Below are 25,731 nucleotides of genomic sequence, written 5' to 3'. Positions count from 1 at the left end.
CCGATAACGCCTGCGAAGACGATCACGCCATCAGGCGCGCATCTGCCTCGACACGGTCGGGCACGATCCGCACCGGCGGCCAGTTGCGGTCCTGTTCGGAAATTTCGGTCACGGCCAAAGGCCACACGATGCCGAAGGCCGGGTCGTCGAAGCGAACGCCCCTGGCGGCGCCGGGCGTGTAGAAGGCCGAGGTCATGTAGTGCATCTCGGTATCCGGCTCGAGCGTCTGGTAGCCATGCGCGCAGCCCTCGGGCAAATAGAGCATGCGGCCATTGTCGCCGCTGAGCTTCACGCCGCACCAGGCCCCGTAGCTCGGTGAATCCCGCCGCATGTCGAGGACGACGTCGAACATCGCTCCACGCGTGCAGCGCACCAGCTTCGCCTCCCCGTCGGGCGCTTCCTGGAAATGCATGCCGCGGATCGTGCCGCGCTTCGTGCTGATCCCCATGTTCGCCTGAACGGGCTCGAACGCGATGCCCTGCTCGGCGAATTCCTGGAGGCACCAGGCCCGCATGAAGCGGCCCCGCGCATCGACATGTGGGGCGGGGTCGATGACCATGGCTCCCTCGACGCTGGTCTTGGAGAAGTGCATCCCCCACCTCTGAAATTCGTGACCCTATACCTGAACAATGCTCGTCGGAGCGCCCGAGTTCCGGCGCAAGATCGCGGCAAACCAGAATATTGCTTTGAATATCAGGTAGATGCCGCAACGGCATCAGGCCGACCTGCGGGCTCTATGCTTCACGGCATTGGGGGCGGGTGGATTTCGCGGGGCGCGCGTCAGGCGGAAGGCGCGGTTCTCAATGCGCGGAAGAGGTCGAGATACAAAGCCTTCTCGCCCGCGATCAGGAGCAGCGCCGCGACATAGGCCACGCCGAACGAGCCCACATCCAGCATGAGGCGCAGCACCGGCGACAGCGCCGGCGCCGTGAGAGCATGCACCGCATAGGCGAACCCGCCCGCGACCACGCTTGCGGCCAGAGGGTTCGCCAGCGCCCCGACGAACTCGCGGTATCGAATCCCGGTCCCGCGCAGCGCCCAGATCGTGATCGGGATGACCTTGAGCACCATGACGGTCGAATAGGCCAATGCGACGCCATGCGGCCCGTAAGGAAGCCCGATCAGCACGCCCGCGATCATCAGCGGGGCAGAGAACAACCCGATATACACCCCACGCCGGACCAGCCCGAGCGCGTTGAGCAGCCAGCCCAGCGGATTCGAGATCGCGAACACCAGGATCGTCGGAGCGAGGATCCTGAAGATCTCGACGGCGCCGATCCATTTCGGGCCCAGGACCACCAGGATCAGGTCGTCGGCGAAGAGCCCGCACACGACCGTCAACGGCAAGGTCAGCGTCACCACCAGCGAATAGCCTTTCAGGAAGTAGCGCCGGAAGCGATCGAGATCGCCCTTGGTCCGCGACAGCGCCGCGAAGGCGACCTCTCCGATCGTCACATTCAGATTCTCGGTCGGGAAATTGATCAGATAGAAGCTGCGGCTGTAGAGACCGGTCGCTTCCGTGCCCCAGACACGCCCGAGCAGAAGCTTGTCGATGTTGTTCGTGACGTAGGACAGGAAGCCGGTCGCTGTCGTTCCGACGCCGAAGCGCAGCATGGAGCGGATACCGGGAGCGATCCGTGGCCGGCCCGGAATCCAGCCGGTCGCCAGCCACAGGCCGATGGTGGTGGCCAGCGGCAGCGTGATCGTCATCGAGACGATCGACCAATAGCCATAGCCGGCCATGGCCATCCCGATCGACACCACAGTCGCGATCAGCAGCGAGCTGATCTCGATCTTCGCCGAGGTCCCGAATGCCATGCGACGCTGAAGCAGCACGCCCTGCTGGACGCCGGCGGCGGTGATGATGAAGGTGAAGGCGATCACGTCCATGATCTCGAGCAGGCGCGGCTCGTGGTAGAACGCGCTGACCAGCGGCGCGGCGGCGATGGCGATCAGCGTCAGCAAGGCGCCGAAGATCAGGTTCAGCCAGAACAGCGACGACGACTCGACCTCGCTCAGCTCCTCGCGCTGGATCGCGGCCTGGAACAGGCCGAAGCAACCGAACATGTTCAGCACGCCGGTGAACGCCGTCACCATGGTGACGAGGCCATAATCCTCGGGCGTCAGCAGCCGGCCCAGGATCATGAGCGAGGCGATGCGGACCGTGAAGCCGATCCCGCGCGAGCCCACATTGATGAGCCCGGCGCGAACAGTCCTGCCCTTCAGATCATGCATGACGTTTCTCGATTGCCGGTTCAGAGCATCAGCTTCCGGGCATAGAAAGCCTCGGCGTATCCGCTCGGCGCATTGCATTCCATTCCGCGCAACCGCATCAGCGCCATGAAGGTCGAGCGGTCGAACCAATGCTTGTTGCCTTGGGACTTGAACGTATCGAGGATCAGATCGACCTTCTTTTCGCAGATTTCATCTGAAAGAGCGTTGAAGACGATCGGCTGTCCAAGATCCCCGTCATATTTCGGAATCTCGTATTCCAGGATCAGATGGCTGCGAAACGTGTTCCAGGTCAGCTCGGCGATCAGCCGGTGGTCCTGATGCGAATCGTGACGGTTGTGGGTGAAGATGATGTCCGGCGAGACCTCTCGCTTCAGCTCCTCGAAGACGTTCTTGATGTCAGCTCCGACGAACGGCATGTAACCGTCCTGGAAATCCTTCAGGATGACCCGCTTCATGCGGGCGGGGTCGACGAATTGCCTTGCCCCGTTCTCCGCTTCCGCGGCGCGGGTTCCGTTGGCGCTGAAGACGACCCAATGGAACACCGCCTCGCGCTCCGCCGCGATCTGCAGCACCGTTCCACCGCAGCCGATCTCGATGTCGTCGGAATGACATCCCAGACACAGGATCTGCAGCGGCGACGCAGCGCCGCCATCCGGCTTCAGGCGCAGCATGGTCACGCCACCTGCGTCATCGTGGGAGCAACCGGCGTGATCGCAGGAGCCACCGGCGCCATCGCGGGATACGAGATGGTGGCGCAGTCCTTCCACACCTTCCAAGGCGGGTTGGTATCGTTGAGCTCCTCGAGGCGCTGCTTGTCCTTGAAGGTGTCCATGCACTGCCAGAATCCGGTGCATTTATGCGCCAGCAGGGCCTGGCGCTGGATCAGCCGCGCGAACGGCTCCCGCACCAGCTCGTCGCCGGGATTGATGTAGTCGAAGATCTCGTTGCGGAAGACGAAGAAGCCGCCATTGATCCAGATGTCGGAATGGCTCAACGCCGCCACCTCGGCGATCTTGCCCTCGGGCGTCGTCCTGACGATGTCGAAGCTCGCCGTCGGCTGCACCAGCAGCAGCGAGGCCACGGCATCGCTCCGCTGCAGCTCGCCGATCATCGTCGGAAGGTGCAGGTCGCTGAGACCGTCGCCGTAATTCGCAAGGAAGTACTCCTCGCCGCGCAGATAGGGCTGGACCGCTTTCAGGCGTTCGCCGATCGTCGCATGCAGACCGGTTTCCACGAAGGTGATCGTCCAGTCGTCGCTGTCCCGGTTGATGAAGTCGATCTTCTGGCCGCCGCGGGACCAGACGAAGTCGTTCGAGATCGACTCGTCGTACTTCAGGAAATAGTCCTTGATGGCGTAGCCCTTGTGGCCCAGGCAGAGGATGAAATCCTTATGCCCGAAATGGGCATAGTATTTCATCAGATGCCAGAGGATGGGGCGCGACCCGATCTGCACCATCGGCTTCGGGACATCGTCGACATAGCCCCGCAGCCGCATGCCCATGCCACCGCAAAAGAGTACGACCTTCATGATACTCTCCTTCAGTAAATGCTCGCGGCCCAGCCCCGGCATTTGTTTAAGTCAGGAAGCGATCACGACTTTCAGTTCTTCAGAACGCTTGTATCCATAACGTTTCATCGTCGCTTCATCGGCCATGTTGAGCATCGTCCCGATAAACTTGGGCTCGGCCTGACCGGCGGACCGGAAAGCCTGCCGGACCAGTTCGGATTTGGTCGCGCCCCATTTCACGACGAGCAGGAAGCCATCCAGCGATTGAGCGGCGGCGCGCACCTGCGGTCCGGATGCGAGCGAGGGCATGTCGACGATCACCATGTCGTAGGACGCTTCCGCGGCGTTCAGGATGTCGTCCAGCAGGCCGCGAGGCATCAGGCGGGACGCCTCGCCGTATCCTTCGGCGAGCGACAGGACATGCAGCCCGGCCTGCACCTTGACGACGTCGCCGATGACCGCGGGCTCCGGATTGGCTCCCGGCCGGGGCGGAGCGCATGAGAGGCTCGCAACCCAGCGCGAGATCGCGGGATTGTCCAGCACGGCGTCGATCAGCAGGACACGTTTTCCCGACGCGGCCGACGCCATGGCCAGCCCGATCGCGAGCGTCGTCGCGCCCTCGCCCGGCAGGACCGAGGTCACGCCGATCGTCCGGGGCTCGCCGGTCGAAGCGTCCTGCACCGTCGCGGCCGCGCGTCGCAGCACCGGCCCTTCCACCGCGAGCAGACGCCGCGCCGCGGCATCCTCGCTCCCGTTGTCGACATTCGCGAAGCGGGGCACGACGCCCAGGCATTCCAGGCCGAGGACATATTCCATCTGGTGCGCGTCGTGGATCGTATCATCGAGCGCATCGAGCAGGAGGGCGACGGCCGCCGTGGTACCCAGGCCGAACAATGCGGCGGCGACGAGGATCAATGCCGCCGGCGGCCCATCAGACTTGACCGGCGGCTCAGCCTCCGAAATCACCTGAGCGCTCGGTCCGAGGCTTTGATAGATCTCGCGCAGCGTCGGCGCCTTGGACGAGGCCGCGTCCGAGGCCCGTCCCCGCTCCTGCAGATAGATGCGGATCACGCTGTTGACGATGCGCGCGGCCTTCTCGGGGGTAGAGGCTTGGAAGCTCACCGTGACCAGATGGCTCGTGCCGACCTGGCGGATGCTGAGCTTGCTGTTCAGTGCCACCAAGGCCGCGCGGAACGCGGCGGCGTCGGTATCCGTGGCAACCGGATCGCGCTTCTGCGCCTCGGGCGGCGAGCGGAGGCTACGGAGGAATTCGGGATCCTTCGTCAGCTGCAGCGTCTCGACGACCTTCGCCAGCACGTTTCCGGAGCGCAGCAGCTCGATCTGGTTCTGGACCATCGGCAGGTCGGCCCGGCCCGGAAGGATCGCCTGGTCGGGGCCGGTCAGGACCTGCCTGATATAGATCAGCAATTGGCTGGATGCCGTGTAGGTCGTCGGACGTACCCCGACATAGAGCGCGGCGAGCGCCAGGCAGGCCAGCGCGCCGATGCCCAGCAGCCGCTTGCGGCTCCGGAGGCTTCCCAGGCCGAAGGACGGTCGTGGCCGCACGTTGATCCGGCTCTCGAGCCTCTCCGTGCTATGGACGACCTGCGGATGGCTTATCGTGTCCAGCATGTCTTTCAATCGAAAAGGGGCCCGTTTCCGGCGCCCGGTTCGGGATGGCAGACACGAGGATGAGGAGAGGCATCTGGCCGGCGCGGTCGCGTCGTCACGGGGCCGGATCGCCGGCCTTCCGTCCCCCTCCCCACCCGGCGCGCTGCGCCTGCAGTGACCTACACAGAGAAAACGCCGGGTACCCCGCCCCGTTCCTGCGTCTAAGCATTCGATCGGGACGCAAAATCGCCGGATGGATGGCCGCGAAATCCGATGGGGCCGCGAGCCCGCCATTCACAGGCGGGCGAAGCGGAATCCACTGCCGTGGCGAGATGCTTAGGCGACGTGGTCGGTTCGTCCGGTCGCGCCGGTCCCATGCCGGCCTTCCCGCCGCCAGGCGACCCCGTGGCCGGGACGGACGGGCGTCGCGACAGCCTCGTCCTTGTAGAGCCAGGCACAGATCGTTCCCATGACGAACCAGAAGTACCAGTTGAACGACAGGTAGAAGTGCATGTTGTCCGAATAGGACTCGAGCAGATAGGTCGCCAGGATGCACAGCATGACCAGGAGTCCGGGCGGATCGCGCCGCAGCCCCTTGACGAGGCGATAAGCCACGCAGCCGAGCAGCCAGATGAGCGCGAGCAGGCCGAGCAGCCCCATCTCGAAACTGGCCTGCAGATAGAAGTTATGGCCGTCGATGCCTTGCGGGCCGATCAGCGAAAAGAAGCTCGGCGTCGCCGGCTTGAACGACTCCAGCCCGTGGCCCAGCAGCGGTCGTTCCAGCACGACCGGAATGGCGGACTCCCACAACGCCTGCCGCCAGACATAGGAGTTCAGCCGGTTGTCATCATTCAGCTGCGAGAAGTTGTCGACTTCCGTCGCCGCGGTGACGTCCGCCAGCCTTTCCCTGAGGCTCGGATTCCCGACGAACAGCACCGGCACCAGCAACAGGGCCAGAAGAAAACGGCGATCGATCTTGACCGCGTACACCAGGCACATCAGCCCGCACGCTCCCCAGGCGCTGCGCGTCTTGGTCAGCAGCAGGAAGAAGATCAGGGCCGGGATGTAGAGCGTCACCAGCGTGCGAATGAGCGGCGGCACGCGCAGGATCCGGGAGGACCGGACATAGAGCGCAAGGCCCACCTGCAGCACGAGATAGAACGCGTAGATGTTCGGATGCGAGAACGTGCTCTGCAAACGAAACTCGCTGAAATTGGACAATCCGCGCGTGATATCCACGAAGGCATAGAGCGAGGGCGGTATCGACGAGGCGATCACCACGAGGACGAACCGCGTGACGTCCAGCGACGAACGCAACAGGAAGAACGGCATCGCGAAGAACGCCCAATAGGTCAGCAGGACGGAGGCGAGCCGCACCGCTGCCTTGAAATCCGGCGCGTAGAGCGTCGAGCCGAAGGCGATCAGCAGGAACGGGCCCCAGATCGCGAGGACGGGGAACGGCGCCCGCAGCGGCGTCTGCGCGAGAAGCACAACCGCGACCGCGATCGCGACCACGTTGAAGAGCGCTCCGACCCCCATCGAGGCGGCGCCGGAATCGCCTCCCAGCAGGTTGAAGATCGGGTCGGAAGAGGCCCGGACCAGCAGGACGCCGAACACGACGGCGCGCAGCAGCCGCCAGATCGCCTCGTTATTGGCCTCGCGGACCGACATTGTCGGCCAGGAGCGCTCGATATCGTGCTGGAGCACGCCGCCATGGATGGCATCGACGGGGCTGGATACCGGCTTCATGCCTCCATCTCCCTGGCTCCGGTCCAAATCGGGTTGCGTTGCTCGCCTGCCCGGCCTGCCTCGCGGATCGGCCGCAACCAGAGCTCGACCTCCTGGCGCCACAACGCCGGAACCGCGGCGGCGGCCCGGACCTGTCCGATCCGGTCCGTCGCGCGCGGCGCCATCAGCGCGGCGGCCGCGCGCGGCAGCTCCCGCCACCGCCCATGCCTGACGGCGAGCGAGGTGAAGATGGACGCTGCCCGCCACCGTGCCCCCGCGCGCAGGAGCTGCTTGGCGAGATAGCGTTCATGTCCCGCTTCGTCTGATGTGACGCCATGTCTTGCCGCCAGCGCCGCGTATCGCTCCGCGATGACCAGGCGGCCAGCGCGCATGGGACCGACATCCATCGACAGCGATTGCCGGCTCAGGCGATAGGCGACGAGGGGGCGATCGACTGCGGCCAGCGGCGAGTGCTGAGCCAGCCTGATCCACAGATCCCAGTCCTCGGAGCCGCGCAGCGCCGGATCGAACCCACCGACATCCCGGACGAGATCGTGTTCCGCGATCACCGTCGACCCTGTCGGGATTCCGTTGCTTTCCAGCAGGCCCGCCAGAACGTCCCCGCCCTTGACGTGACCATGCCCGATCACCGCGAGATCCTCGTCCACCGCGACGATGCCGGTGCAGGCCCATCGCGCCGAACTGGCCCGCATGGCGGCAAGCTGCGTCGCCAGCTTGTCCGGCGCCCAGAGATCGTCATCGTCGCAGAAAGCGACCCAGCGCCCGGCCGCCTGGGCGATGCCGGCGTTGCGCGCGCCCGAGATGAAACGCGGCTGCGCGTGGTGCACGACCCTCACTCTGGCATCGCCGGCGGCGAGCCGATCCAGCCAGGCGCCCGTTTCGTCGGTCGAGCCATCGTCGACCGCGATGAGCTCGATCGAGACGCCCTGCTGGCGCAGAATGGAATGGACCGCTTGAGGCAGGATGCGCCGGCGGTTATGCGTCGGAACGATGACGGTGACGTCGATCATTCAGGCACTCCTTATCCAGCCGATGGCAGAGCAGGTCGGGATCATCGCTTCACCCAGCCCGAATGCCCGGACCGAAGCGTCACCACTTCGCCCAGCCTCATCGCATGGCTGCCGGCGAACGCCGGGTCATAGGCGTCTGGGAGATCCTCCACCCGTTCGGCGCTGTCGAAGGGGATCGTCCTCTCGAACGCGCCTGCCTTGAACAACGCCGCCAGCTTCCGGCATTCCCGAACGATGTCGTGCTGCTCCAGCACCTGCTCGCGCCCGGCCTCCCCCATCGCCTGGACGAGCGAGTCCGGGGCGTCCAGGCACTCGCCGATGGCACGGGCGAGGCGATCGACGCTTCCCGCCGGAACGAGCCAGCCGCAGACCTGATCCGTGACCAGCTCCGGGATGCCCGCAACATAGGTCGTCACGACCGGGCGGCCGAGCGCCAGCGCCTCCATCAGGACGACCGGCAGCCCCTCGGCGAAGCTCGGCAGGACCAGGGCCCGCGCCTCGCGTATCGCGGCGCGCACCTGCGCATTGCTCATCCAGCCCGCCATCTCGACATGCTGTTCGAGCCCCAATTCCCGGATGCTCCGCTCGAGCTGCGGCCGCAGCGGGCCGTCTCCAACCACGGTCAGCCTGAACGGCATGCCCTCACGCGCAAGGACGGCGAGCGCCTGGAGCAGGATCAGGTGCCCCTTCTGCTCGCTGAGCCGACCGACGGTCACGAGCTGGTTCTTCGGGACGGTCCGGGGAGGCCGCGTGGCCAGGAAATCGGCATCCAGCCCGCAACGTACCAGCTTGATCTTCGCCCACTCCTCCGTGGGGATCCAGCGGCAGAGCTGGCTTCCGGTGAACTCGCTGATGACGCAGACGAAAGCGGCATGCTTCACCTTGGCCGGGAAGCCAAGATATTCGGGCCTGTCGAATTCATCCGGGCCGTGCACGGTGAAGCTGTAGGGCACGCCGGTCAGGATATGGCAGAGCATGGCGACTTCAGCGCCATTCGTCCCGAAATGCGCGTGGATATGCCGGATGTCCTGCTCGCTGACCCAGCGCGCGAGGACAAGCGCTTCCGCGAGATAGGCGAGATGGAGCGGCGCCGGGCGGCTCGAGCGCCGCATCATCCCGAAGGCGGCGACGGTCGCGCGCATCAGGGCTGCGGGCCTTCGCACGAGCGCGCTGGCGAGAGCCGTCACGAACTTGGCCATGCCGCCGTCCAGCATGTAGCGGGTGCGGGCTTTCTCGCCGATATCGGCCGGGTCCACCAGCTTGCGGTCCCCGCCCCGGAGCGAGACGCGGAGAACCGAGATTCCGTTCCGCTCGAGCTCGACGATCTCCCGCCGCATGAAGGTGTGGGAAACGGCGGGATATTCGGACACGAAGTAGCAGACACGCATCGCCTCTTCCCCTCTCGCTCAATAGGCGTCGATATGCGCGCGCTTCGATATGACCGTCATGATCATGATCTTCAGGTCGAAGAAGAACGACCAGTTGTCGACGTAGTAGAGATCGTGCTCGATCCGCTTCTGCATTTTCTCGAAGGTATCGGTTTCGCCGCGCAGGCCGTTGACCTGGGCCCAGCCGGTAATCCCCGGCTTGACGTTGTGGCGCCTGAACATCCGGCGGATCTGGTCGGCGAACATGTGATTATGGGCAACCGCATGCGGCCGTGGCCCGACCAGGGACATCTCGCCCCTCAGCACATTCATCAACTGAGGTAGCTCGTCGATATTGGTCCGCCGCAGCACCCGCCCGACGCGCGTGACGCGCGGATCGTTCCGGACCGCCTGCCGAAATTCGTCATGCGCGTCGTCGAACGTCGTCATGCTGCGGAATTTCAGGACCTGGATCGGCTCGTTGTTGAAGCCGTGGCGCGTCTGCCGGAAGAGCACGGGACCGCGCGTTTCAAGCTTGATCAAGGCAGCGACGACGGCGAAGAGCGGCCACAACATCACCAGCAGCGCCGAGGCGACGACGATATCGAAGCTGCGCTTCAGGAACCGGTCGCGCAGCGAGCAGGGCCCGCAGAACAATTCGAGCACCCGCAGATGGCCATAGGTTCCGACGCGACTGCGCCGCATCAGCTCGGCCAGCTCGACCGGCAGCAGCTGGATCCGGACCGGAAGTTCCGACAGCTCCTCGACCGCGTTCGAGACGACCTCCATGTTGTCTGAGCCGAACAGGATCAGCACGGCGTCGATGGGCAAGGCCCGGCATTCACCCCGGATCGCCGAAAGTTGTACCTCCAACGAGGCCCCCCCATCGGCCAGATCGGTCACTGACGGGAAATCGTACCAGCGCACGATATGTTCGTGCCGCGCCGCCAGCCGTGCGCGAACATGTCTGACGCCCCGCGCGCCGGGCATGACCAGCACGACCATGCTTTCCCGGCGCCAATGTCCGCGCCAGCGAACCTGATCGATGACTTGCCGGAGACAGGATCTGATGGCGACCTGTCCCAGCAGCGTGGCCAGGAATTGCACCAGGAACGTGCCGCGGGAATAGCCGCCGAGACTGTTGGTCACGTAACCGATCGTCAGCAGGATGACGCATGAAAGGGCGATGGCGACACCGCCCCGGGTCCGGCTGCGCTCGTTCCATTCCGGGCCGAGCAGATCGTATTGATTGTCGGCGATGCACAAGGCGACATAGAGCGCCCCCACCGACACGGAGGCCAGGGCATAGTCGATCCGGAAGAAAATCACCCCGTACGCAGCCGCCGAATACGCGACAAACGCGCCATAGGCGCAGGTGACGATCACGATCATCTCGAGGGCGGCCACGACGACGGTCCAGAACAACTGTGTTCTATGCGTCAGCGCGGTCGCGGAGAGATGCTGGACCCGATGATAAACAGCGTTGGTTGACATTGCTTCGCCAAATGCTCCGGCCGCCCATCAAACGCTCGACATCCGCAGAGCCTTAATGCGGCCGACAGGGCGCAAGTTCTTCGCGCCGGCAAAATTAGATTTCCTTACGGCAGGTACTCCGGCTCCGGAGAGCAAAAGCGCAACCTGTTGCGCTTTTGACATTCGCACCGAGCGTGTCGGCGTAGATTACATTGTCTCGTTAACGCGCAGATCGCTCAGTTAAGACATCAAGAGAACGATGAAACCGCGTTTTGCGCGAACAAATCCACCGCATCGACCATTATCTTACCAAACGGCATGCAGCACGGCCTGCGGCAACCTCCGCCGCGCGGCCTAAGTCAATTTGCCGTGTTCGCTTAGCGGCTCTTGCCTGAGGGATTTGTGATGCCATCAGACGCTGCACGGCTTTCCGTATCCGAGGCCACCGGGCTCCTCCCATCTGAAGCGATGCCACCGGCTCAGGTCCAGATCCTGAACGGCCGCTTCGACAAGCTCTCGGCCGACCAGACCGTCGAGGAGCTCATGCGGGCCATCCGGGCCGGAGAGCGCGGCATCCTCTCGACGGTGAACGTCGCGATCCTGATGATGATGCGGTCCAACCCGCGCCTGCAACGCTTCGTCGATTCGTCGCGATGGATCGTGGCCGATGGACAGCCGCTCGTCTGGGCCTCGCATCTCCGGCAGCAGCCCTTGCCCGAGCGTGTCGCCGGCATCGATCTGATCGACCAGCTCTGCGCCCGCGCCGTCCAGGAGGGGGTCGGCGTCTATTTTCTCGGCGCCGAGAGCAGCACGGTGCGCGAGGCCGTCAACGTGCTCCAGGACCGGCATCGCGGGCTCGATGTCCGCGGCTATGCCGATGGCTATTTCGGCCCCGAGCAGGCTGAAGCCCGCGCGCGGGCCGTGGCGGAAAGCGGCGCCGAACTCCTCTTCGTCGCGATGGGCGTGCCGCGGCAGGAATATTTCATCGAGGAGCAGTGGGACAATCTCGGCGCGCGGGTCGTCATCGGCGTCGGCGGCAGCTTCGATGTCATCGCGGGACGGCGCAAGCGGGCCCCCGCCTTCATCCAGCGCGCCGGGCTCGAATGGGCTTACCGTCTCATCCAGGAACCGCGCCGGCTGTTCAGGCGCTACCTGATCACGAACTCCCAGTTCCTCGGCCTGATTTCCTGGAGCGCCATCGCCCAGGTCTCCCATCCCCGGCGCGTCGTCCCGCGACCCTGAACGAGGATTGAGATGGCAACCCGCAAGCGAATTCTCGTCGTGATGGGCACGCGGCCCGAGGCCATCAAGCTCGCGCCGCTCATCCTGAAGGCGAATGCCGACCCCGAACGTTTCGAGGTGCTGGCGGTGCGCACCAGCCAGCACCGGGAAATGCTCGACCAGGTCGTGACCTATTTCGACCTGCCGATCCTCGCCGACCTCAACATCATGCGCAAAGACCAGAACCTCGCCCATGTCACGATGGCGGCGCTGGGAGGCCTGCAGCGGGTGATCGCCAAGGCCCGGCCCGATGTCGTCGTCGTGCAGGGCGACACCACGACGAGCTTCGTCGGGGCGCTGGCGGCATTCTACGAAAACATCCCCGTCGCCCATGTCGAAGCCGGGCTGAGGACCTATGACAAGCGCGCGCCCTTTCCGGAGGAGGTCTATCGCCGCCTGACGAGCGTCATCGCGGACTATCATTTCGCGCCGACCGAAACGTCGCGATACAACCTGCTCAAGGAGAATGTGCCGGCGGAGACGATCTGGGTCACCGGGAACACCGCGATCGACGCGCTGTTCCTCACGCTGGCGAAGGCAGCCCCCAAGCCGGTGCGCCGCGCGGCAGCGCAGACACTCCTTCTCACCACCCATCGCCGGGAGAACCATGGCGAGCCGATGCAGCGCATCTGCGAAGCGATCCTGATCCTGTTGCAGGGTTTCCCGAACCTGCGGGTGGTCTGCCCCGTCCATCTCAGCCCGCGCGTCCGCCAGGTCGTCGGCCCGATGCTGGGCTCGCATCCGCGCGTGTCGCTGATCGAGCCGCTCGGCTACGAGCAATTCGTGCTGGCGATGAATGGAGCCCACATCATCCTTTCGGATTCCGGCGGCGTCCAGGAAGAGGCGCCTGCGCTCGGCAAGCCGGTTCTCGTCCTGCGCGATACGACCGAACGGCCGGAAGCCGTCGAAGCCGGCACCGCCCGCCTCGTCGGAACGGAAGTCGACTCGATCGTCTCGGCCTGCAAGGAGCTGCTCACGGACCCCGAAGCCTATCGCGCCATGGCCCAGGCCAGGAATCCGTTCGGCGACGGCCATGCTTCCGAACAGATCCTCGACGTCCTGGCCCGGTCGCTCGGCAGCACGGATCGCCGCGAGCGGACCGACCCCGCCAAGGCGCTCGAAACCTTCCCGCATGCAGCCCGTTCGTCGGTCGCAGCCGTCCTCAACGCCGGCCCATCCGCAACGCCGCAAGGCTTCGCCACCGCCGCCAAACCGCGCCGCGCGCGCCGTGAGACGGCGCTCGCGGCCGACACGGTTGCGCTGATGCCATCGGGACTTCAGGGACCGGGATCGTCGTGATCGCCATGGTCGACGCAGTCACCCACGCTCTGCTCGCTCTTGGTCTCCTGACGGCGATCCCGGTCGCCTTCCTCGTCGTCCAGATCGGCGCGGCGCTCCTGCCCGCGAGGCGATCCGTGTCGGTCATCTCCATGCCCTGTCCGCGTTTCGTGGCGGTCATGCCCGCCCATGACGAAGAAGCCGTCATCGCGCGCAGCATTGCCTCGATCATGGCTCAATTGCCCGCCGCGGGGCACTTGCTCGTGGTGGCCGACAACTGCTCCGACGACACCGCGCGCATCGCTTCGAGCGCGGGGGCGGAGGTCGTCATCCGTCAGGACACGACACGGCTCGGGAAGGGCTACGCGCTGGATCACGGCATCCGCGCCCTCGCGGCCGATCCGCCGCAAGTCGTCATCGTCGTCGACGCCGATTGCGAGGTCGCGCCCGGGACGCTCGAGTTTCTAGCGAAGCGTTGCGTCGCGACGGGGCGCCCGGTCCAGGCGCGCTATACGATGCTGGCGCCTCCCTTGCCGAGCTCGGCCGACAAGGTTTCCCGGCTGGCCTGGACGATCAAGACCTTCGTGCGGCCGCTGGGCTCCGCGCGTCTCGGCTGGCCTTGCCAGTTGATGGGCTCCGGCATGGCGCTGCCCTTCGCCCTCGTCACCCGGCTCGATCTCGCAACCGGCCATCTCGCGGAAGATCAGAAATTCGGTGCCGAGCTTGCGCTCGCCGGGTCATCGCCGCTCTTCTGCCCGGACGCGCAGGTCGTCAGCCAGCTTCCCCAGGGGGAAACGGGCAAGCGCCAGCAGCGCACGCGGTGGGAGCATGGACATCTGGCGGTCATCGGGCAGTTCTTCCTGCCATTGATCCGGCGTGTGGTCTCGAAACCGAGCCTGCACCTCCTCGCATTCACGCTCGACCTGTGCATTCCGCCCCTGACGCTTCTGGCCCTGTCCCTGATGCTGATAGGCGGCCTGAACCTCTCCTGGTTCGCCGCGACGGGTGCGGCGAGCCCGCTCGTCGCCTCCTCGGTCGTGCTGGCCGGCTTCGCCGGAGCGATCGTCGTCGCGTGGCGGCGTTTCGGCCAGGAGATCATTTCCGGGCGCGAGCTGGCGGCGGGCCCGGCCTATTGCCTGCTCAAGATCCCCTCCTTCATCCGCTTCTTCATTCATCGCCAGGTCGATTGGATCCGGACGGAGCGGTGATGACGGATGCGGATCGATCGCTCTGGAACTCGGCCGGATGAGATCACGCCGCGCACCGCCTGTCCTTCATGCCCCGCCGGTCCGGGCGCTGGCCCGGCTCGCCATTTCCCTCGCGATCGCGATGGGGTGCTGCTCACCCGCCCTGGCGAATAATGCGTGCGGCGCCGGCAGCGGCAGGCAGCCCTGCACATTCACGCTCGGCCAGCGGCCCTTCGCGGCGAGCTCCTCCTGGAACAGGCCGATCGCGCCGGATGCGACCTTCGAAAAGCTCGCCTGGCCACCCGGCGCCCTCTTCGGCGTGGCCTGGGACAGCTACTCGCCCGCAATTCACGTCAGCTCGGCCTCGGACCCCGTCGTATCCGTCGAACACCCGGCAAGCTGGGGGCGTCCCGCCGGTGTCGCCAGCATTCGCATCCCGGTCGGGGTCGATGGCGCCCAGGGGACCGACGGCGAACTGCTGGTCATCGATGGCGGCACCGTCCATAATCTCTGGCAGTTCAAGCGGTTGAGCGCCGACAGGGCCACCGCGCGGTCCTACGCTGCGGCGGACATCGTCACCGGCGACGGTTGGGGTCGCACATCGCCCTTTCTCGGCGCGGGCATCGTGGCGGCCGGCTCGAGCCAGCTTGCCGGCCTGCTGGTTCAGGCCGAGACCGATCGGGGTGAAATAACGCACGCCTTGCAGATCGCGATCGATGCGGCCCTGGCGCGGCCGGGCCGCATCGGTGAGGCGATCAACGGTGACGGCAGAAATCCGGAGGGCCTCGTCCAGGAAGGCGAACGTCTGGCCATCCCGGCCACCATGCCGATGCCGCCGGGGCTATCGCCGCTCGGGCAGAAGGTCTTTCGCGCCTACCGGACCTACGGCGCCTTCGTGATCGACGTGGCCGGGGGCATCACGAACCTGCGCGCCCAGGCCAATGCCTATGACGAGGCAACGATCACGGCGCTCCAGCAGGACCTGACACGGATATCGCCGCTGCTTCAGCGTGTGAGGCGGCCGGCCGACTGAACAGCCGACAACACGGCCGTGAGGGTCTCCCGATCACCGCGCCTGTCTCGCCGGCAACGCAAGATCGCCCCCGCGATACCGGGATCAGCCACAATGCCCCTGTGAGGCTCATCCGTTCATCTCGACGAAGCTCGGCGCCTTCGCCTGCGTCGGATCGAAAAGCGCCGAAATCGGCTCAATCGTGGCAACTTTGCGGCAACCGAGCCTATTGACTCGAACCAGGTCGCGCCTGCACAGCGCATCGGGCATGGCGTTTGCCATGCGTCAGGTCTAGGCGGCGGTATATGGCACGCATACGCGACGCGTTAACCATATTATACATGATGTCAACATCCGCATCCACAGAGACCGGTGGGATATCCACAAAAATCGACGTCGCGACATTTTCTCTTTGGCATCATATTCCAAACACGATATCTGGCCACGTTCGTTAGTGGATGGGAATATGATTCGCCGCCTGTGATATGGCGATGACCCGTCATCCACCCGCCGATCTCGCAGCATGCCTGGCTAATCGCTGCGTTGTCTCCTCGGAACGGCGTTAAATACCTGCCTGGCCTATCCATACCCGCACGCCGTTCCTCCTGGATAAGCTAAGGAATATAGGCATATGACCTCACTCGAAACTCGCCCATTTTCTGCGTCTTCGAGTTGGAATACTCCAGTATCAAGCAATGCAACCTTCACTAAACTTGGATGGCCCGCCTCGACTGGATACAACTACAGTGTAGCATGGGATAGTTACTCTCCTTCGGTTTACGTTGCTTCCGCCTCTGACCCGCTGGTTCAAGTCACCTACCCCCCGGGATGGGGTTATCCTGGCGGCACCGTCAGTGTTCACATGCCGGCAGCGGCGAACGGCGCCGCGGGTACTGACGGCGAACTGATCGTCATCGATGGCGACATCGCGTACAACTTCTGGCAATTCAACCGGACCAGCAACACGACAGCATCGGCTGCGTCGTTCGGGTCCGAAAACATCGTCACCGGCGATGGCTGGGGCACCAAGTCGCCCTTCCTCAGCGCGGGCATCACGGCTGCCGGCGCAAGCCAGCTCGGCGGTCTGCTCGTCAAGGCGGAAACGGATGACGGCGTGATCGATCACGCGCTGCAGCTCGCCGTCGATTTCTCGCTCGCCAAGCCCGGCGCCGTCGGCCAGGCCATCTCCAGCGACGGCAGCAACGCGTCGGGTATCGTCCAGGAAGGGCAGCTCCTCGCGTTTCCGCCGGGCACCCCGATGCCTGCCGGCCTCTCTCCGCTGGGCCAGCAGGTCTTCAAGGCCATGCAGACCTATGGCGCCTATGTCATCGATGTGGCGGGCGGCACGACCAATATTCGCGCGCAGGCCAACGCCTACGACGACGCGACGATGACCGCGTTGTGGCACGACATGGGAAACATCACCCCCCTGCTGCAGGGTGTGTCCAATAACTCGGGCTCCGGAAGCACGGGCGGTACGGGAGGCACGGTCACCGATCCGCCGCCGGTCATCACCAACCCGCCACCGGTCACGACCCAGCCGACCACCGACACCACCAAGCCGACCGTGCAGTGGGTTGCGGCCAACGGCCCCGGCGTCGTCAACGGCACCGGCACCGTCAAGGCCGGCGACACCGTGCGCCTGACGCTGAAGTTCAGCGAGGCGGTCGATGTCAGCGGCACCGCGCTCCTGTCGCTGAACGACAAGGGCACCGCGAAATATGTGAGCGGTACCGGCACCGACACCTTGCAGTTCGACTACAAGGTCGCCGCCGGCGAGAACACCGCCGATCTCGCGATCAGCGGCTACGACCTCTCCGGCGTGAAGGACAAGGCCGGCAACGCTGTCGACCTCAATGGCGCTCCGACGCTGCCGGCGGGAACACTGGTCGTCGATACTTCGACCTCGACCGGCACCACGACGCCGAAGGATACCACGGCGCCGACGGTGCAATGGATCGCCGCGACCGGTGCCGGCATCACCAACGGCACGGGCACCGTCAAGGCCGGCGACACCGTCCGGCTGTCGGTCAACTTCAACGAGGGAGTGACCGTCAACGGTACGCCGACCCTGTCGTTGAACACCGGCGGCACCGCCAAATATGTCGGCGGCGCGGGCACCAGCACCCTGCAGTTCGACTATGTGGTGAAGGCCGGCGAGAAAGCCTCCGACCTCGCGGTCGCCGGCTACAATCTGAAGGGTGTGACGGACCTGGCGGGCAATGCCGCCAATGCTGCCGGCGCGCCGCTTCAGCCGGCCGGAGTGCTGGCCGTCGGCGGCTCCGCGGCGAAAGTCCAGTGGATCGCCGCGACCGGAACCGAGCTCAGCAACGGCACCGGCACCGTCAAGGCCGGCAACACCGTTCGGCTCTCGGTCAACTTCAATGACGTGATGACCGTCAGCGGGACTCCGACCCTGTCGCTGAACAGCGGCGGCACCGCCAAATATGTCGGCGGCGCGGGGACCAGCACCTTGCAGTTCGACTACAAGGTGCAGGCCGGCGAAAAGGCCTCCGACCTCGAAGTCGCCCGCTATAATCTGGGCGGCGTCAAGGATCGGGCTGGCAATGCCGTCGATATTGCCGGTGCGCCACATCAGCCGGCCGGGGTTCTGGCCGTCGGCGCCACGACGGCGAGCGACCCCACGGCGCCCAAGGTGCAATGGATCGCCGCGAGCGGTTCCGGCATCAGCGACGGCAGCGGCACCGTCAAGGCGGGCGACACCGTCTGGCTGTCCGTCAACTTCAAGGACGCGATGACCGTCAACGGCGCGCCGTCCCTGTCGTTGAGCAGCGGCGGCACCGCCAAATACGTCAGCGGTTCCGGCACCAACACCCTGCAGTTCAAATATGTGGTGGGAGCCGGCGAAAGCGCGCCCGATCTCGAAGTCTCGGGATACGATCTGAAGGGCGTGACGGACCGCGCGGGCAAGAGCGTCAACATTGCCGGCGCGCCGCATCAGCCGGCTGGCGTGCTGACCATCGCCGCCGATGCGTCGGCGGGTACGGCGTCGGTCAATCCGTTGGCCAAGACTGTCGCCTCCGCGGCGTCCGACCTCGCGGCCCCCGCGACGGTGACGTCCGGCACCTCCGCGCAGACGGCGTCGCAGCAGTGGTTCGGCGGCCATGGCGGCAGCGTGACGGATGCCGCCTTCGGCAGCGGCAGGACGCTCGGCTACTCCGGTTCCCAGGATGGAGGCGCGAGCGCCGATCCGTCCCAGGGGTCGGCGATGTCGAAGCTCGCTTTGCTCAATCAGTACGCGGCGTCGAGTTTCGCCACGCCCGCGCCGACGTCCTTCGGGGCGATGACGCAGGCCTGGTTGAACTCCTCCACCCAGACGCTCGCGAAGCCGCGCGGGTGACTTAAAGCGGAGGCGCCGGGTCCGGCGCCTCCGCACCGACACGAATTCGAAAAAATGTCCCGTGCGCGCGAGGCCTTCCTCGCGCGCACGCCTCAAACAGCATGTATGCGGGGCCACCACTTGGAAAATCCCGATAACGATACCCATCCGCGATCTGACGACGGCCTGACTGCGCTCATCTTCATCCTGCGCAGCCAGGGCGTGAGCGTCCTTCCGGAACAGATCCAGCATCAATTTCCCGGTCGGCCGATCGGGGTCTCGGAAATGATCCGCTGCGCCAAGGGCCTGGGCCTCAAGGCCCGCTCTGTGACGACGAGCTGGGAGCGGCTGGCGCGCACGCCGCTGCCGGTGATCGCCGCGATGCGCGACGGCAGCTTCCTGGTCCTGGGCCGCTGCGGCGAGGACCAGATCCTCGTCCAGGCGCCGAACGCCCCGCGGCCGAGTGTGATGTCGCGGGCCGAGCTCGAAGCGATCTGGGACGGCCGGCTCGTCCTGATGACGAAGCGCGCGACGCTGACCGACCTCGCCCGCCGTTTCGACATCACCTGGTTCATGGGCGCGATCCACAAATATCGCTGGCTCCTCGGCGAAGTCCTGATCGCGTCCTTCTTCCTCCAGTTCTTCGGCCTGATCTCGCCCCTGTTCTTCCAGGTCGTCATCGACAAGGTGCTCGTGCATCGCAGCATGAGCACGCTGGACGTGCTGGTCATCGGGCTGGTCGCCATTGCCGTATTCGAAGTCGTCCTCGGCGCGCTCAGGACCTATCTGTTCTCGCATACCACCAACCGGATCGACGTCGAGCTCGGCGCGCGCCTGTTCCGCCATCTGCTGGCGCTGCCGATCGGCTATTTCCAGGCACGTCGCGTCGGCGATTCCGTCGCCCGCGTGCGTGAGCTCGAGAACATCCGCAACTTCCTCACGAGTTCGGGGCTGACGCTCGTCATCGACCTGTTCTTCACGATCGTCTTCGTGGCCGCGCTGTTCTTCTATTCGCCGCTGCTGACCTGGATCGTCCTGGCGTCGCTGCCGCTCTACATCGCGATATCCGTGGGCGTCACCCCGCTCTTCCGCCGCTATCTCGACGACAAGTTCGCCCGCGGCGCCGAGAACCAGGCCTTCCTGGTCGAGAGCGTGACGGCGGTCGAAACGCTCAAGGCCATGGCGATCGAACCCCAGATGCAGCAGCGCTGGGAGGAGCAGCTCGCCGCCTATATCGCCGCGAGCTTCCGCGTGCTGAGCCTGGGCAACGTCGCCAGTCAGGCCGTTCAGCTCATCAGCAAGCTGGTGACCGCGGCGATCCTCTATGTCGGTGCTAAGCTGGTCATCGCCGGCAACCTTTCGGTGGGCGAGCTCGTCGCGTTCAACCTGCTCGCCGGCCGCGTCAGCGGACCCGTTCTGCGACTGGCCCAGATCTGGCAGGACTTCCATCAGGCGCGGCTGTCGATCGCCCGCCTCGGCGATATTCTGAACACCACCCCCGAGCCTGCCTATAATCCCTCCCGGACGGCCCTTCCCGCCATCCGCGGCGACATCAGCTTCGAGCATGTGACGTTCCGCTACCGGATCGACGGCCCGGAGATCCTCCACAAGGTCAGCCTGAGCATTCCGGCCGGGCAGATGATCGGGATCGTGGGCCCCTCAGGCTCCGGCAAGAGCACGCTGGCCAAGCTCGCCCAGAGGCTCTACGTGCCGGAAAGCGGCCGGGTTCTGGTCGACGGCATCGACGTCGCCCAAATCGACCCGTCCTGGCTGCGTCGCCAGATCGGCGTCGTCCTGCAGGACAATATCCTGTTCAACCGCTCGGTGCGCGACAACATCGCCCTGGCCGACCCCGCCCTCCCGGCGGATAAGGTGATCGAAGTCGCGAAACTGGCGGGCGCGCACGACTTCATCCTCAAATTGCCGGAGGGCTACGACACGATCGTCGGTGAGCGCGGCGGCAGCCTGTCGGGCGGGCAGCGGCAGCGTATCGCCATCGCCCGGGCCCTGGCGACCGATCCCCGCGTCCTGATCTTCGATGAAGCGACGAGCGCGCTCGACTACGAGAGCGAGCACATCATCCAGCAGAACATGACGCAGATCGCGCGTTCCCGGACCGTGCTCGTCATCGCGCACCGTCTCTCCACCCTGCGGATGGCCGATCGCATCGTCACCATCGAAGGCGGCCGCCTGATCGAGGACGGCACTCACGAGCAACTGATGCGCACCGGCGGCCGCTACGCCACCTTGCATCGGCTTCAGTCCGGATTGCCGGAGGCCGCAAACACGCAGGCCGCGGCGAGTCAGGCCGCGTCCCGATCCGGGGCGTGGGGGCCCTCCCCACTGACAACGCTCGCGGGGCATCAGCCGTCCAACCTGGCCACCGCCCGTACCCACAAGCATCTTTGAGACGTCGGATGACCGCATCCTCCACAACCCCGGGAGCCTCTACGCCGCGCTGATTTCCCTCGGGAAAGCAGCGGCGACGAGAAAAAAGCCATGCACGCGCTCACGAACGATCAATCGGGACTTTTCGCACTGGAGATGCTGCTGCGCCTGCGCGGCGCCATCGCCACGAAGGAAGACCTTCGCAACCATCTCGGTGACGGCGCCGTCGGCGTCACCGAGATCCTGAAGGGCGCACGGGCCTATGGCTTTGTCGCCCGCTCCTTCTCCGCGACATGGGACAAGCTGGCCGAGCTTCCGCTGCCTTGCATTGCGGCGCTTCGCAACGGCGGCTTCCTCCTGCTCGGAAAGGTCAATCACGAGAACGCGGTCGTCGTCGCGTCCAACATCACGCAGCCGACCTTGATGACGCGGGCCGAATTCGAAGACCAATGGGGCGGGCGTCTGGTCCTGCTGAAGCAGGCGAAGACGGCTGCCGAGAACATGCCGCGCCTCGACAGGGCCGTGGCGATCAGGGCGCGTCAGGCTCTGACATCGACGGCGGAATGGGGCGCTCGCAACACCCGCGCCGCCGTGACGAGCCTCGCCACGCGCTCGCAGGCCCTTCAGCAGGCCGTCATCGCCCGATCGACCGATGAGAAGCACCTGCGCTCCCTGGAGCTCGCATTTCTGCCGGCCGCGCTCGAAATCGTCGAGACGCCGCCCTCCCCGCTCGGGCGCATCATCGGCCTGAGCATCGTCTCCATCTTCGCCGCCGCCTTGCTCTGGGCCTGCATCGGCACCGTCGACATCGTCGCCGTCGCGCCCGGAAAGATCATCCCCAGCGACCGGACCAAGATGGTCCAGCCCTTCGAGACCGGTGTCGTGCGCGAGATCAAGGTCCGCGACGGCCAGAGCGTCAAGGCAGGCGACGTGTTGGTCGATCTCGACTCGACGACCGCCGATGCCGAGGTCGGTCATCTGCAGAGCGATCTGATGGCCGCTCGCCTCGATATCGCGAGGCTGCGGGCGGCGATCGCCAACAAGGAAGACCCCCTTTCGGCGTTTACTCCACCCAAGGACGCGTCTGCTGACCTGGTGCAGATGTATCGCGGCCTCCTCCTCAGCCAGAGCAGCGAGCAGAAGGCCAAGCTCGCGAGCATCGATGGACAGCTGGCGCAGAAGGCGGCGGAGCGCGACACGATTCAGGCCTCCGTCGACAAGCTGAAGAACACGCTCGTGCCGCTCCAGCAGCGGGTCGAGATTCGCGAGCAGCTTTTCCAGAAGGAGCTCGGCTCCAAGGTCACCTATCTCACCGAATTGCAGGATCTCGTCGGCCAGCGTCAGGACATCCTCGTTCAGGAGAAGCGCGGCAGCGAAACCAATGCCGCGGTCACCGCCTTGACCGAGACGCGCGCGAAGACCGTGGCGGAGTACGAGCGAACCCTGTTCGACGACCTGACCAAGGCCCAGCAGAAGGAGGCCGGCTTCAGGCGGGACATCGTCAAGGCCGAGCAGCGCAGGAACCTGCAGAGGCTGACGGCCCCGGTCGACGGCATCGTGCAGCAGCTCGCGATTCATACGATCGGCGGCGTCGTCACGCCGGCGCAGACGCTGATGTACATCGTTCCGGCAGACAGCCGGCTGGAAATCGAGGCGATGATCTCGAACCGCGACATCGGCTTCGTCAGCGCCGGCCAGGAAGCCGCCGTCAAGATCGACACCTTCAATTTCACCCGCTACGGCCTGCTGCGCGGCACCATCCTCAGCATCTCGCAGGATGCCATCCCGCGCGACAAGATTCCCGACACCGCCGGTGACAAAACCTCGGGAGCGGGAAATGACAGCAGCGAACCGCGCGGGCAGGAACTCCTCTACGCCGCGCGCATCTCGCTCGACCGCACGCAGCTCGCGATCGAGGACAAGCAGGTCAACCTGTCGCCCGGCATGGCCGTGACGGCGGAGGTCAAGACCGGCCGGCGGCGGATCATCAGCTATCTGCTCTCGCCGCTCTCCCGCTACCAGCACGACAGCATGCGGGAACGCTAAGGCATTTTCGAGCGAAACGGACACCGGTTCGCGTAAAGAAAATGCGATAAAACAAAGAGATGGATCATTCCTGCGATTCAGAGAAACGCGGAAATGATCCAGGAGCCGGCTCGGGGGACCCGGACCGAAAGCTTCCTGTCGGGCCGGATTTCGCATTCGGCCCGATGCCGTGGGCGTCCCTCTTTTCGGCGTCTCCGAAGCCGCTCTTCCCGGTGCGTTCAGGCAAGCCGCCGTGTCGCGCCGGCGGCCTGGTGGACCGCCATGACCGCCCGGACCCGGCTGTCGAAACCGATCTCGCTGATGTTGTCGATCCCGAGCAAGGCTGCCAGCCGCGAACGGGCGCGGTTGATCCTGCTCTTGATCGTTCCGGTGGTGGTTCGACAAAGCGTCGCCGTATCCTCGTAGGAAAGCCCCGCCGCGCCGACCAGCATCAGCGCCTCGCGCTGATCGAACGGAATTTCGCGCAGGGCCGCACAGAACTCCTTGTATTCCAGCAGGCCCTCCTGCTCCGGCGCCGCGCGCAGCGACTCGGAATAGCAGCCATCGGCGTCCTCGACCTCGTGGCGCCGCCGGCGCAGATCGGAGAGGTAGCAGTTTCGCAAGATCGTCGTCAGCCAGGCACCGAGATTGGTGCCGGGCCGGAAGGTGTGGATCTTGCTGATCGCGCGCATCAGCGTTTCCTGCACGAGATCGTCTGACCTGTCCGCGCTTCGGCTGAGGGACATGGCGTAGGCGCGCAATTGCGGCTCGAAAGTCAGCATTTGCTGCTGAAGGGAGAGAGAGCCGGCTTCCAATTTCCCGGAATTATTGTCTCCGCAGGCCATCGTCGATCTCCCACTCACAACCACGAGACAAAACAATCAACCGCTCGCAGGCGAAACGAGCCTGCGTTCCCGGCAGAGCGGACCGCGCAGCCGAACCGTTACTGCTTCACTTTGGCCGGCATCATCATGTTGGTCTGCTCGAGCGGACCGGCGATGCCGAGCCCTCCTCCGGGGATGATGCTCCGCTGGACCCTGAGCACGTCTCCGGGCAGGAGCTCCATGCTCTCCGGCGCGTCGATCGTCTCGGACTTTCCGTCCTGGATGCGGACGACCGTCAGGCTGCGGGTCTCGACAGGGCCGTCGGAGTTTCCGATCAGCGTCGGGACGGTCACCTTGGCCTCCACGAGAAGACTCCGGTTGGTGTCGAACTTCACGCTGACCTCGTCGAGATCCATCCGGACCTTCTGCACCTCGGCGGTCAGGGACGCGTTGCGCTCGCTCTTCAGGTCGAAGATCCTCTGGTCGGCCTGCGTGATGTTCTGGCGCGACCGCAGGATCAGCGTCTGGAAGCCCTGCTCGTTCATTTCGAGCTGCGCCTGCATGCGTTCGAGGTTCGCCAGGCGGCTGATCGTCGTCAGGCCACGCTTGACCAGGTCCCGAACCTCCTTGAGCTCCTTCTCGACGCTCGCGACCTGGACCTTGTTGGCCTCGATCTGGCGCTTGATCGCCTCGATCTCGCGCTCATACAGGGCCCGGTTCTGCTCCAGGCTGTCGATCTGGGTCTTCAGGGAGTCGACATGGATGTTCAGGAGCGAACGCTCCTCGTCGATCAGTTGCCTCACCCCGCCATCGCTCTGCGACCGGGCGAGAAGCTCGGGCGGAAACTGGATGTCGCTCCTCATCACCAGCTCGGAGTTCAGGCGGGCCCGGCGCGCCGTCAGCTCGTAATACCGCCTGACGAGATTCCGCATATCGCCGGTGATGTTGATGCTGTCGCGGTCCAGCCGCATCAGGCCGGGGTCACTGAACCGCAGCCACCCGCCGGCCAGGCTGACGACTTGCAGAACGGTCATTCCCGGGCGGAACTGATACTCGCCGGGCTTCTGCACGTCGCCCAGCACATAGACCGGCCGGGTCTCGAGGACCTCGACCGAGGCGCCGGGCTTATCGGAAATGCCGGAGCGCACGAAGCGCTCGGCAATCTGGCCCGCGATTTCCTTGGTCGAAAGGCCGTTGACGGGAATATCCCCGATCGGCGCGATGGAGATCGTTCCATTCGCGCGGACTTTGTATTCACCGCTCAGCTCAGGATACTGAAAGATCTTGATCTTGAGCTTGTCATCGGCCCGAACGACGTAGGCCTCGTGGACAAAGCTTGACCTGAGACACGCGGATTGATTCAAGGCTTCTTTTTGGAGGAAGCCTTGGGCGAGCGGATCGGTCTGACGGACGAGGAATGGGCGTTGATTGGGCCTTTGCTGCC

19 protein-coding genes are annotated in these 25,731 nt (G+C 65.2%); 7 read left to right on the top strand and 12 right to left on the bottom strand.

The window, feature by feature from the left end; genetic code table 11:
* Nucleotides 1-22: 22 nt before the first annotated feature.
* From rfbC to IED13_RS22060, 9 genes are all read right to left on the bottom strand, one after another.
* Nucleotides 23-592 (bottom strand): dTDP-4-dehydrorhamnose 3,5-epimerase, encoded by a 570-nt coding sequence (rfbC, locus tag IED13_RS22100; protein WP_191125480.1) that lies wholly within the window; start codon nt 590-592, stop codon nt 23-25.
* 188 nt (nt 593-780) lie between these two features.
* A complete protein-coding gene (locus tag IED13_RS22095) occupies nt 781-2,235 on the bottom strand; it encodes a lipopolysaccharide biosynthesis protein (protein WP_185747922.1) in 1,455 nt (484 codons plus the stop codon).
* 20 nt (nt 2,236-2,255) lie between these two features.
* The gene (locus tag IED13_RS22090; RefSeq protein ID WP_038359412.1) at nt 2,256-2,906 is read right to left on the bottom strand and encodes a PIG-L deacetylase family protein; all 651 of its coding nucleotides are present in this window, start codon (nt 2,904-2,906) and stop codon (nt 2,256-2,258) included.
* Nucleotides 2,907-2,908: 2 nt separating this feature from the next.
* Nucleotides 2,909-3,763 (bottom strand): glycosyltransferase family protein, encoded by an 855-nt coding sequence (locus IED13_RS22085; RefSeq protein WP_208112876.1) that lies wholly within the window; start codon nt 3,761-3,763, stop codon nt 2,909-2,911.
* Nucleotides 3,764-3,814: 51 nt separating this feature from the next.
* Nucleotides 3,815-5,098, bottom strand: a complete 1,284-nt coding sequence (locus IED13_RS22080) for a tyrosine-protein kinase family protein (RefSeq protein ID WP_191125479.1) — start codon at nt 5,096-5,098, stop codon at nt 3,815-3,817.
* Nucleotides 5,099-5,689: 591 nt separating this feature from the next.
* Nucleotides 5,690-7,102: an O-antigen ligase family protein gene (locus IED13_RS22075; protein WP_191125478.1), complete on the bottom strand. Its 1,413-nt coding sequence runs from the start codon at nt 7,100-7,102 to the stop codon at nt 5,690-5,692.
* Nucleotides 7,099-8,112, bottom strand: coding sequence for a glycosyltransferase family 2 protein (locus IED13_RS22070; protein ID WP_191125477.1), 1,014 nt, complete (start codon nt 8,110-8,112; stop codon nt 7,099-7,101). The genes IED13_RS22075 and IED13_RS22070 overlap by 4 nt, the downstream gene beginning before the upstream one ends.
* Nucleotides 8,113-8,153: 41 nt before the next feature.
* The gene (locus tag IED13_RS22065) at nt 8,154-9,500 is read right to left on the bottom strand and encodes a glycosyltransferase family 4 protein (protein ID WP_191125476.1); all 1,347 of its coding nucleotides are present in this window, start codon (nt 9,498-9,500) and stop codon (nt 8,154-8,156) included.
* Between the two features lie 18 nt (nt 9,501-9,518).
* Nucleotides 9,519-10,871 (bottom strand): exopolysaccharide biosynthesis polyprenyl glycosylphosphotransferase, encoded by a 1,353-nt coding sequence (locus tag IED13_RS22060; protein ID WP_191125475.1) that lies wholly within the window; start codon nt 10,869-10,871, stop codon nt 9,519-9,521.
* A gap of 549 nt (nt 10,872-11,420) precedes the next feature.
* On the opposite strand from IED13_RS22060, the gene IED13_RS22055 reads away from it, so the two are divergent.
* Genes IED13_RS22055 through IED13_RS22040 form a run of 4 tightly spaced genes read left to right on the top strand, consistent with a single transcriptional unit; the run spans nt 11,421 to nt 15,731 of the window.
* The gene (locus IED13_RS22055) at nt 11,421-12,194 is read left to right on the top strand and encodes a WecB/TagA/CpsF family glycosyltransferase (protein WP_162720046.1); all 774 of its coding nucleotides are present in this window, start codon (nt 11,421-11,423) and stop codon (nt 12,192-12,194) included.
* A 12-nt stretch (nt 12,195-12,206) separates the two neighbouring features.
* Nucleotides 12,207-13,532 (top strand): non-hydrolyzing UDP-N-acetylglucosamine 2-epimerase, encoded by a 1,326-nt coding sequence (wecB, locus tag IED13_RS22050; protein ID WP_191125474.1) that lies wholly within the window; start codon nt 12,207-12,209, stop codon nt 13,530-13,532.
* Between the two features lie 5 nt (nt 13,533-13,537).
* On the top strand, nt 13,538-14,719 hold the full coding sequence (locus IED13_RS22045; RefSeq protein ID WP_133562697.1) for a glycosyltransferase family 2 protein: 1,182 nt from the start codon (nt 13,538-13,540) through the stop codon (nt 14,717-14,719).
* Between the two features lie 37 nt (nt 14,720-14,756).
* Entirely contained in the window at nt 14,757-15,731 is a 975-nt protein-coding gene (locus IED13_RS22040; RefSeq protein ID WP_142021591.1) for a hypothetical protein, read from the top strand.
* Between the two features lie 108 nt (nt 15,732-15,839).
* Here the strand turns inward: IED13_RS22040 and IED13_RS22035 are convergent, their stop codons facing one another.
* Entirely contained in the window at nt 15,840-15,992 is a 153-nt protein-coding gene (locus IED13_RS22035) for a hypothetical protein (protein WP_191125472.1), read from the bottom strand.
* Between the two features lie 349 nt (nt 15,993-16,341).
* On the opposite strand from IED13_RS22035, the gene IED13_RS22030 reads away from it, so the two are divergent.
* The 3 genes from IED13_RS22030 (at nt 16,342) to IED13_RS22020 (ending at nt 23,484) form a co-directional block, all read left to right on the top strand.
* Nucleotides 16,342-19,071 carry a hypothetical protein gene (locus IED13_RS22030; RefSeq protein ID WP_191125471.1) on the top strand — a complete coding sequence of 910 codons (2,730 nt, stop codon included), beginning with the start codon at nt 16,342-16,344 and terminating at the stop codon, nt 19,069-19,071.
* Nucleotides 19,072-19,191: 120 nt separating this feature from the next.
* Nucleotides 19,192-21,459, top strand: a complete 2,268-nt coding sequence (locus tag IED13_RS22025; RefSeq protein WP_248312714.1) for a type I secretion system permease/ATPase — start codon at nt 19,192-19,194, stop codon at nt 21,457-21,459.
* A 90-nt stretch (nt 21,460-21,549) separates the two neighbouring features.
* Complete coding sequence (locus IED13_RS22020) at nt 21,550-23,484, top strand: HlyD family type I secretion periplasmic adaptor subunit (protein ID WP_081925179.1); 1,935 nt, start codon at nt 21,550-21,552, stop codon at nt 23,482-23,484.
* Between the two features lie 218 nt (nt 23,485-23,702).
* Here IED13_RS22020 and IED13_RS22015 read toward each other — a convergent pair whose 3' ends face one another.
* A complete protein-coding gene (locus IED13_RS22015; protein ID WP_051987556.1) occupies nt 23,703-24,308 on the bottom strand; it encodes a sigma-70 family RNA polymerase sigma factor in 606 nt (201 codons plus the stop codon).
* Between the two features lie 98 nt (nt 24,309-24,406).
* Nucleotides 24,407-25,651 (bottom strand): polysaccharide biosynthesis/export family protein, encoded by a 1,245-nt coding sequence (locus tag IED13_RS22010; protein ID WP_191125469.1) that lies wholly within the window; start codon nt 25,649-25,651, stop codon nt 24,407-24,409.
* Nucleotides 25,652-25,731 lie beyond the last annotated feature (80 nt).

Source organism: Allobosea spartocytisi (genome assembly GCF_014764685.1).
Classification (GTDB): Bacteria; Pseudomonadota; Alphaproteobacteria; order Rhizobiales; family Beijerinckiaceae; genus Allobosea; species Allobosea spartocytisi.
This window is presented reverse-complemented; position numbering and strand designations above follow the sequence as displayed.

Coding starts and splice junctions, on each gene's coding strand:
- rfbC (WP_191125480.1), bottom strand. CDS start 592: ATGCACTTCTCCAAGACCAGCGTCGAGGGAGCCATGGTCATCGACCCC.
- IED13_RS22095 (WP_185747922.1), bottom strand. CDS start 2,235: ATGCATGATCTGAAGGGCAGGACTGTTCGCGCCGGGCTCATCAATGTG.
- IED13_RS22090 (WP_038359412.1), bottom strand. CDS start 2,906: ATGCTGCGCCTGAAGCCGGATGGCGGCGCTGCGTCGCCGCTGCAGATC.
- IED13_RS22085 (WP_208112876.1), bottom strand. CDS start 3,763: ATGAAGGTCGTACTCTTTTGCGGTGGCATGGGCATGCGGCTGCGGGGC.
- IED13_RS22080 (WP_191125479.1), bottom strand. CDS start 5,098: ATGGTCCAGAACCAGATCGAGCTGCTGCGCTCCGGAAACGTGCTGGCG.
- IED13_RS22075 (WP_191125478.1), bottom strand. CDS start 7,102: ATGAAGCCGGTATCCAGCCCCGTCGATGCCATCCATGGCGGCGTGCTC.
- IED13_RS22070 (WP_191125477.1), bottom strand. CDS start 8,112: ATGATCGACGTCACCGTCATCGTTCCGACGCATAACCGCCGGCGCATC.
- IED13_RS22065 (WP_191125476.1), bottom strand. CDS start 9,500: ATGCGTGTCTGCTACTTCGTGTCCGAATATCCCGCCGTTTCCCACACC.
- IED13_RS22060 (WP_191125475.1), bottom strand. CDS start 10,871: ATGATCGTGATCGTCACCTGCGCCTATGGCGCGTTTGTCGCGTATTCG.
- IED13_RS22055 (WP_162720046.1), top strand. CDS start 11,421: ATGCCACCGGCTCAGGTCCAGATCCTGAACGGCCGCTTCGACAAGCTC.
- wecB (WP_191125474.1), top strand. CDS start 12,207: ATGGCAACCCGCAAGCGAATTCTCGTCGTGATGGGCACGCGGCCCGAG.
- IED13_RS22045 (WP_133562697.1), top strand. CDS start 13,538: ATGGTCGACGCAGTCACCCACGCTCTGCTCGCTCTTGGTCTCCTGACG.
- IED13_RS22040 (WP_142021591.1), top strand. CDS start 14,757: ATGAGATCACGCCGCGCACCGCCTGTCCTTCATGCCCCGCCGGTCCGG.
- IED13_RS22035 (WP_191125472.1), bottom strand. CDS start 15,992: ATGGCAAACGCCATGCCCGATGCGCTGTGCAGGCGCGACCTGGTTCGA.
- IED13_RS22030 (WP_191125471.1), top strand. CDS start 16,342: ATGACCTCACTCGAAACTCGCCCATTTTCTGCGTCTTCGAGTTGGAAT.
- IED13_RS22020 (WP_081925179.1), top strand. CDS start 21,550: ATGCACGCGCTCACGAACGATCAATCGGGACTTTTCGCACTGGAGATG.
- IED13_RS22015 (WP_051987556.1), bottom strand. CDS start 24,308: ATGGCCTGCGGAGACAATAATTCCGGGAAATTGGAAGCCGGCTCTCTC.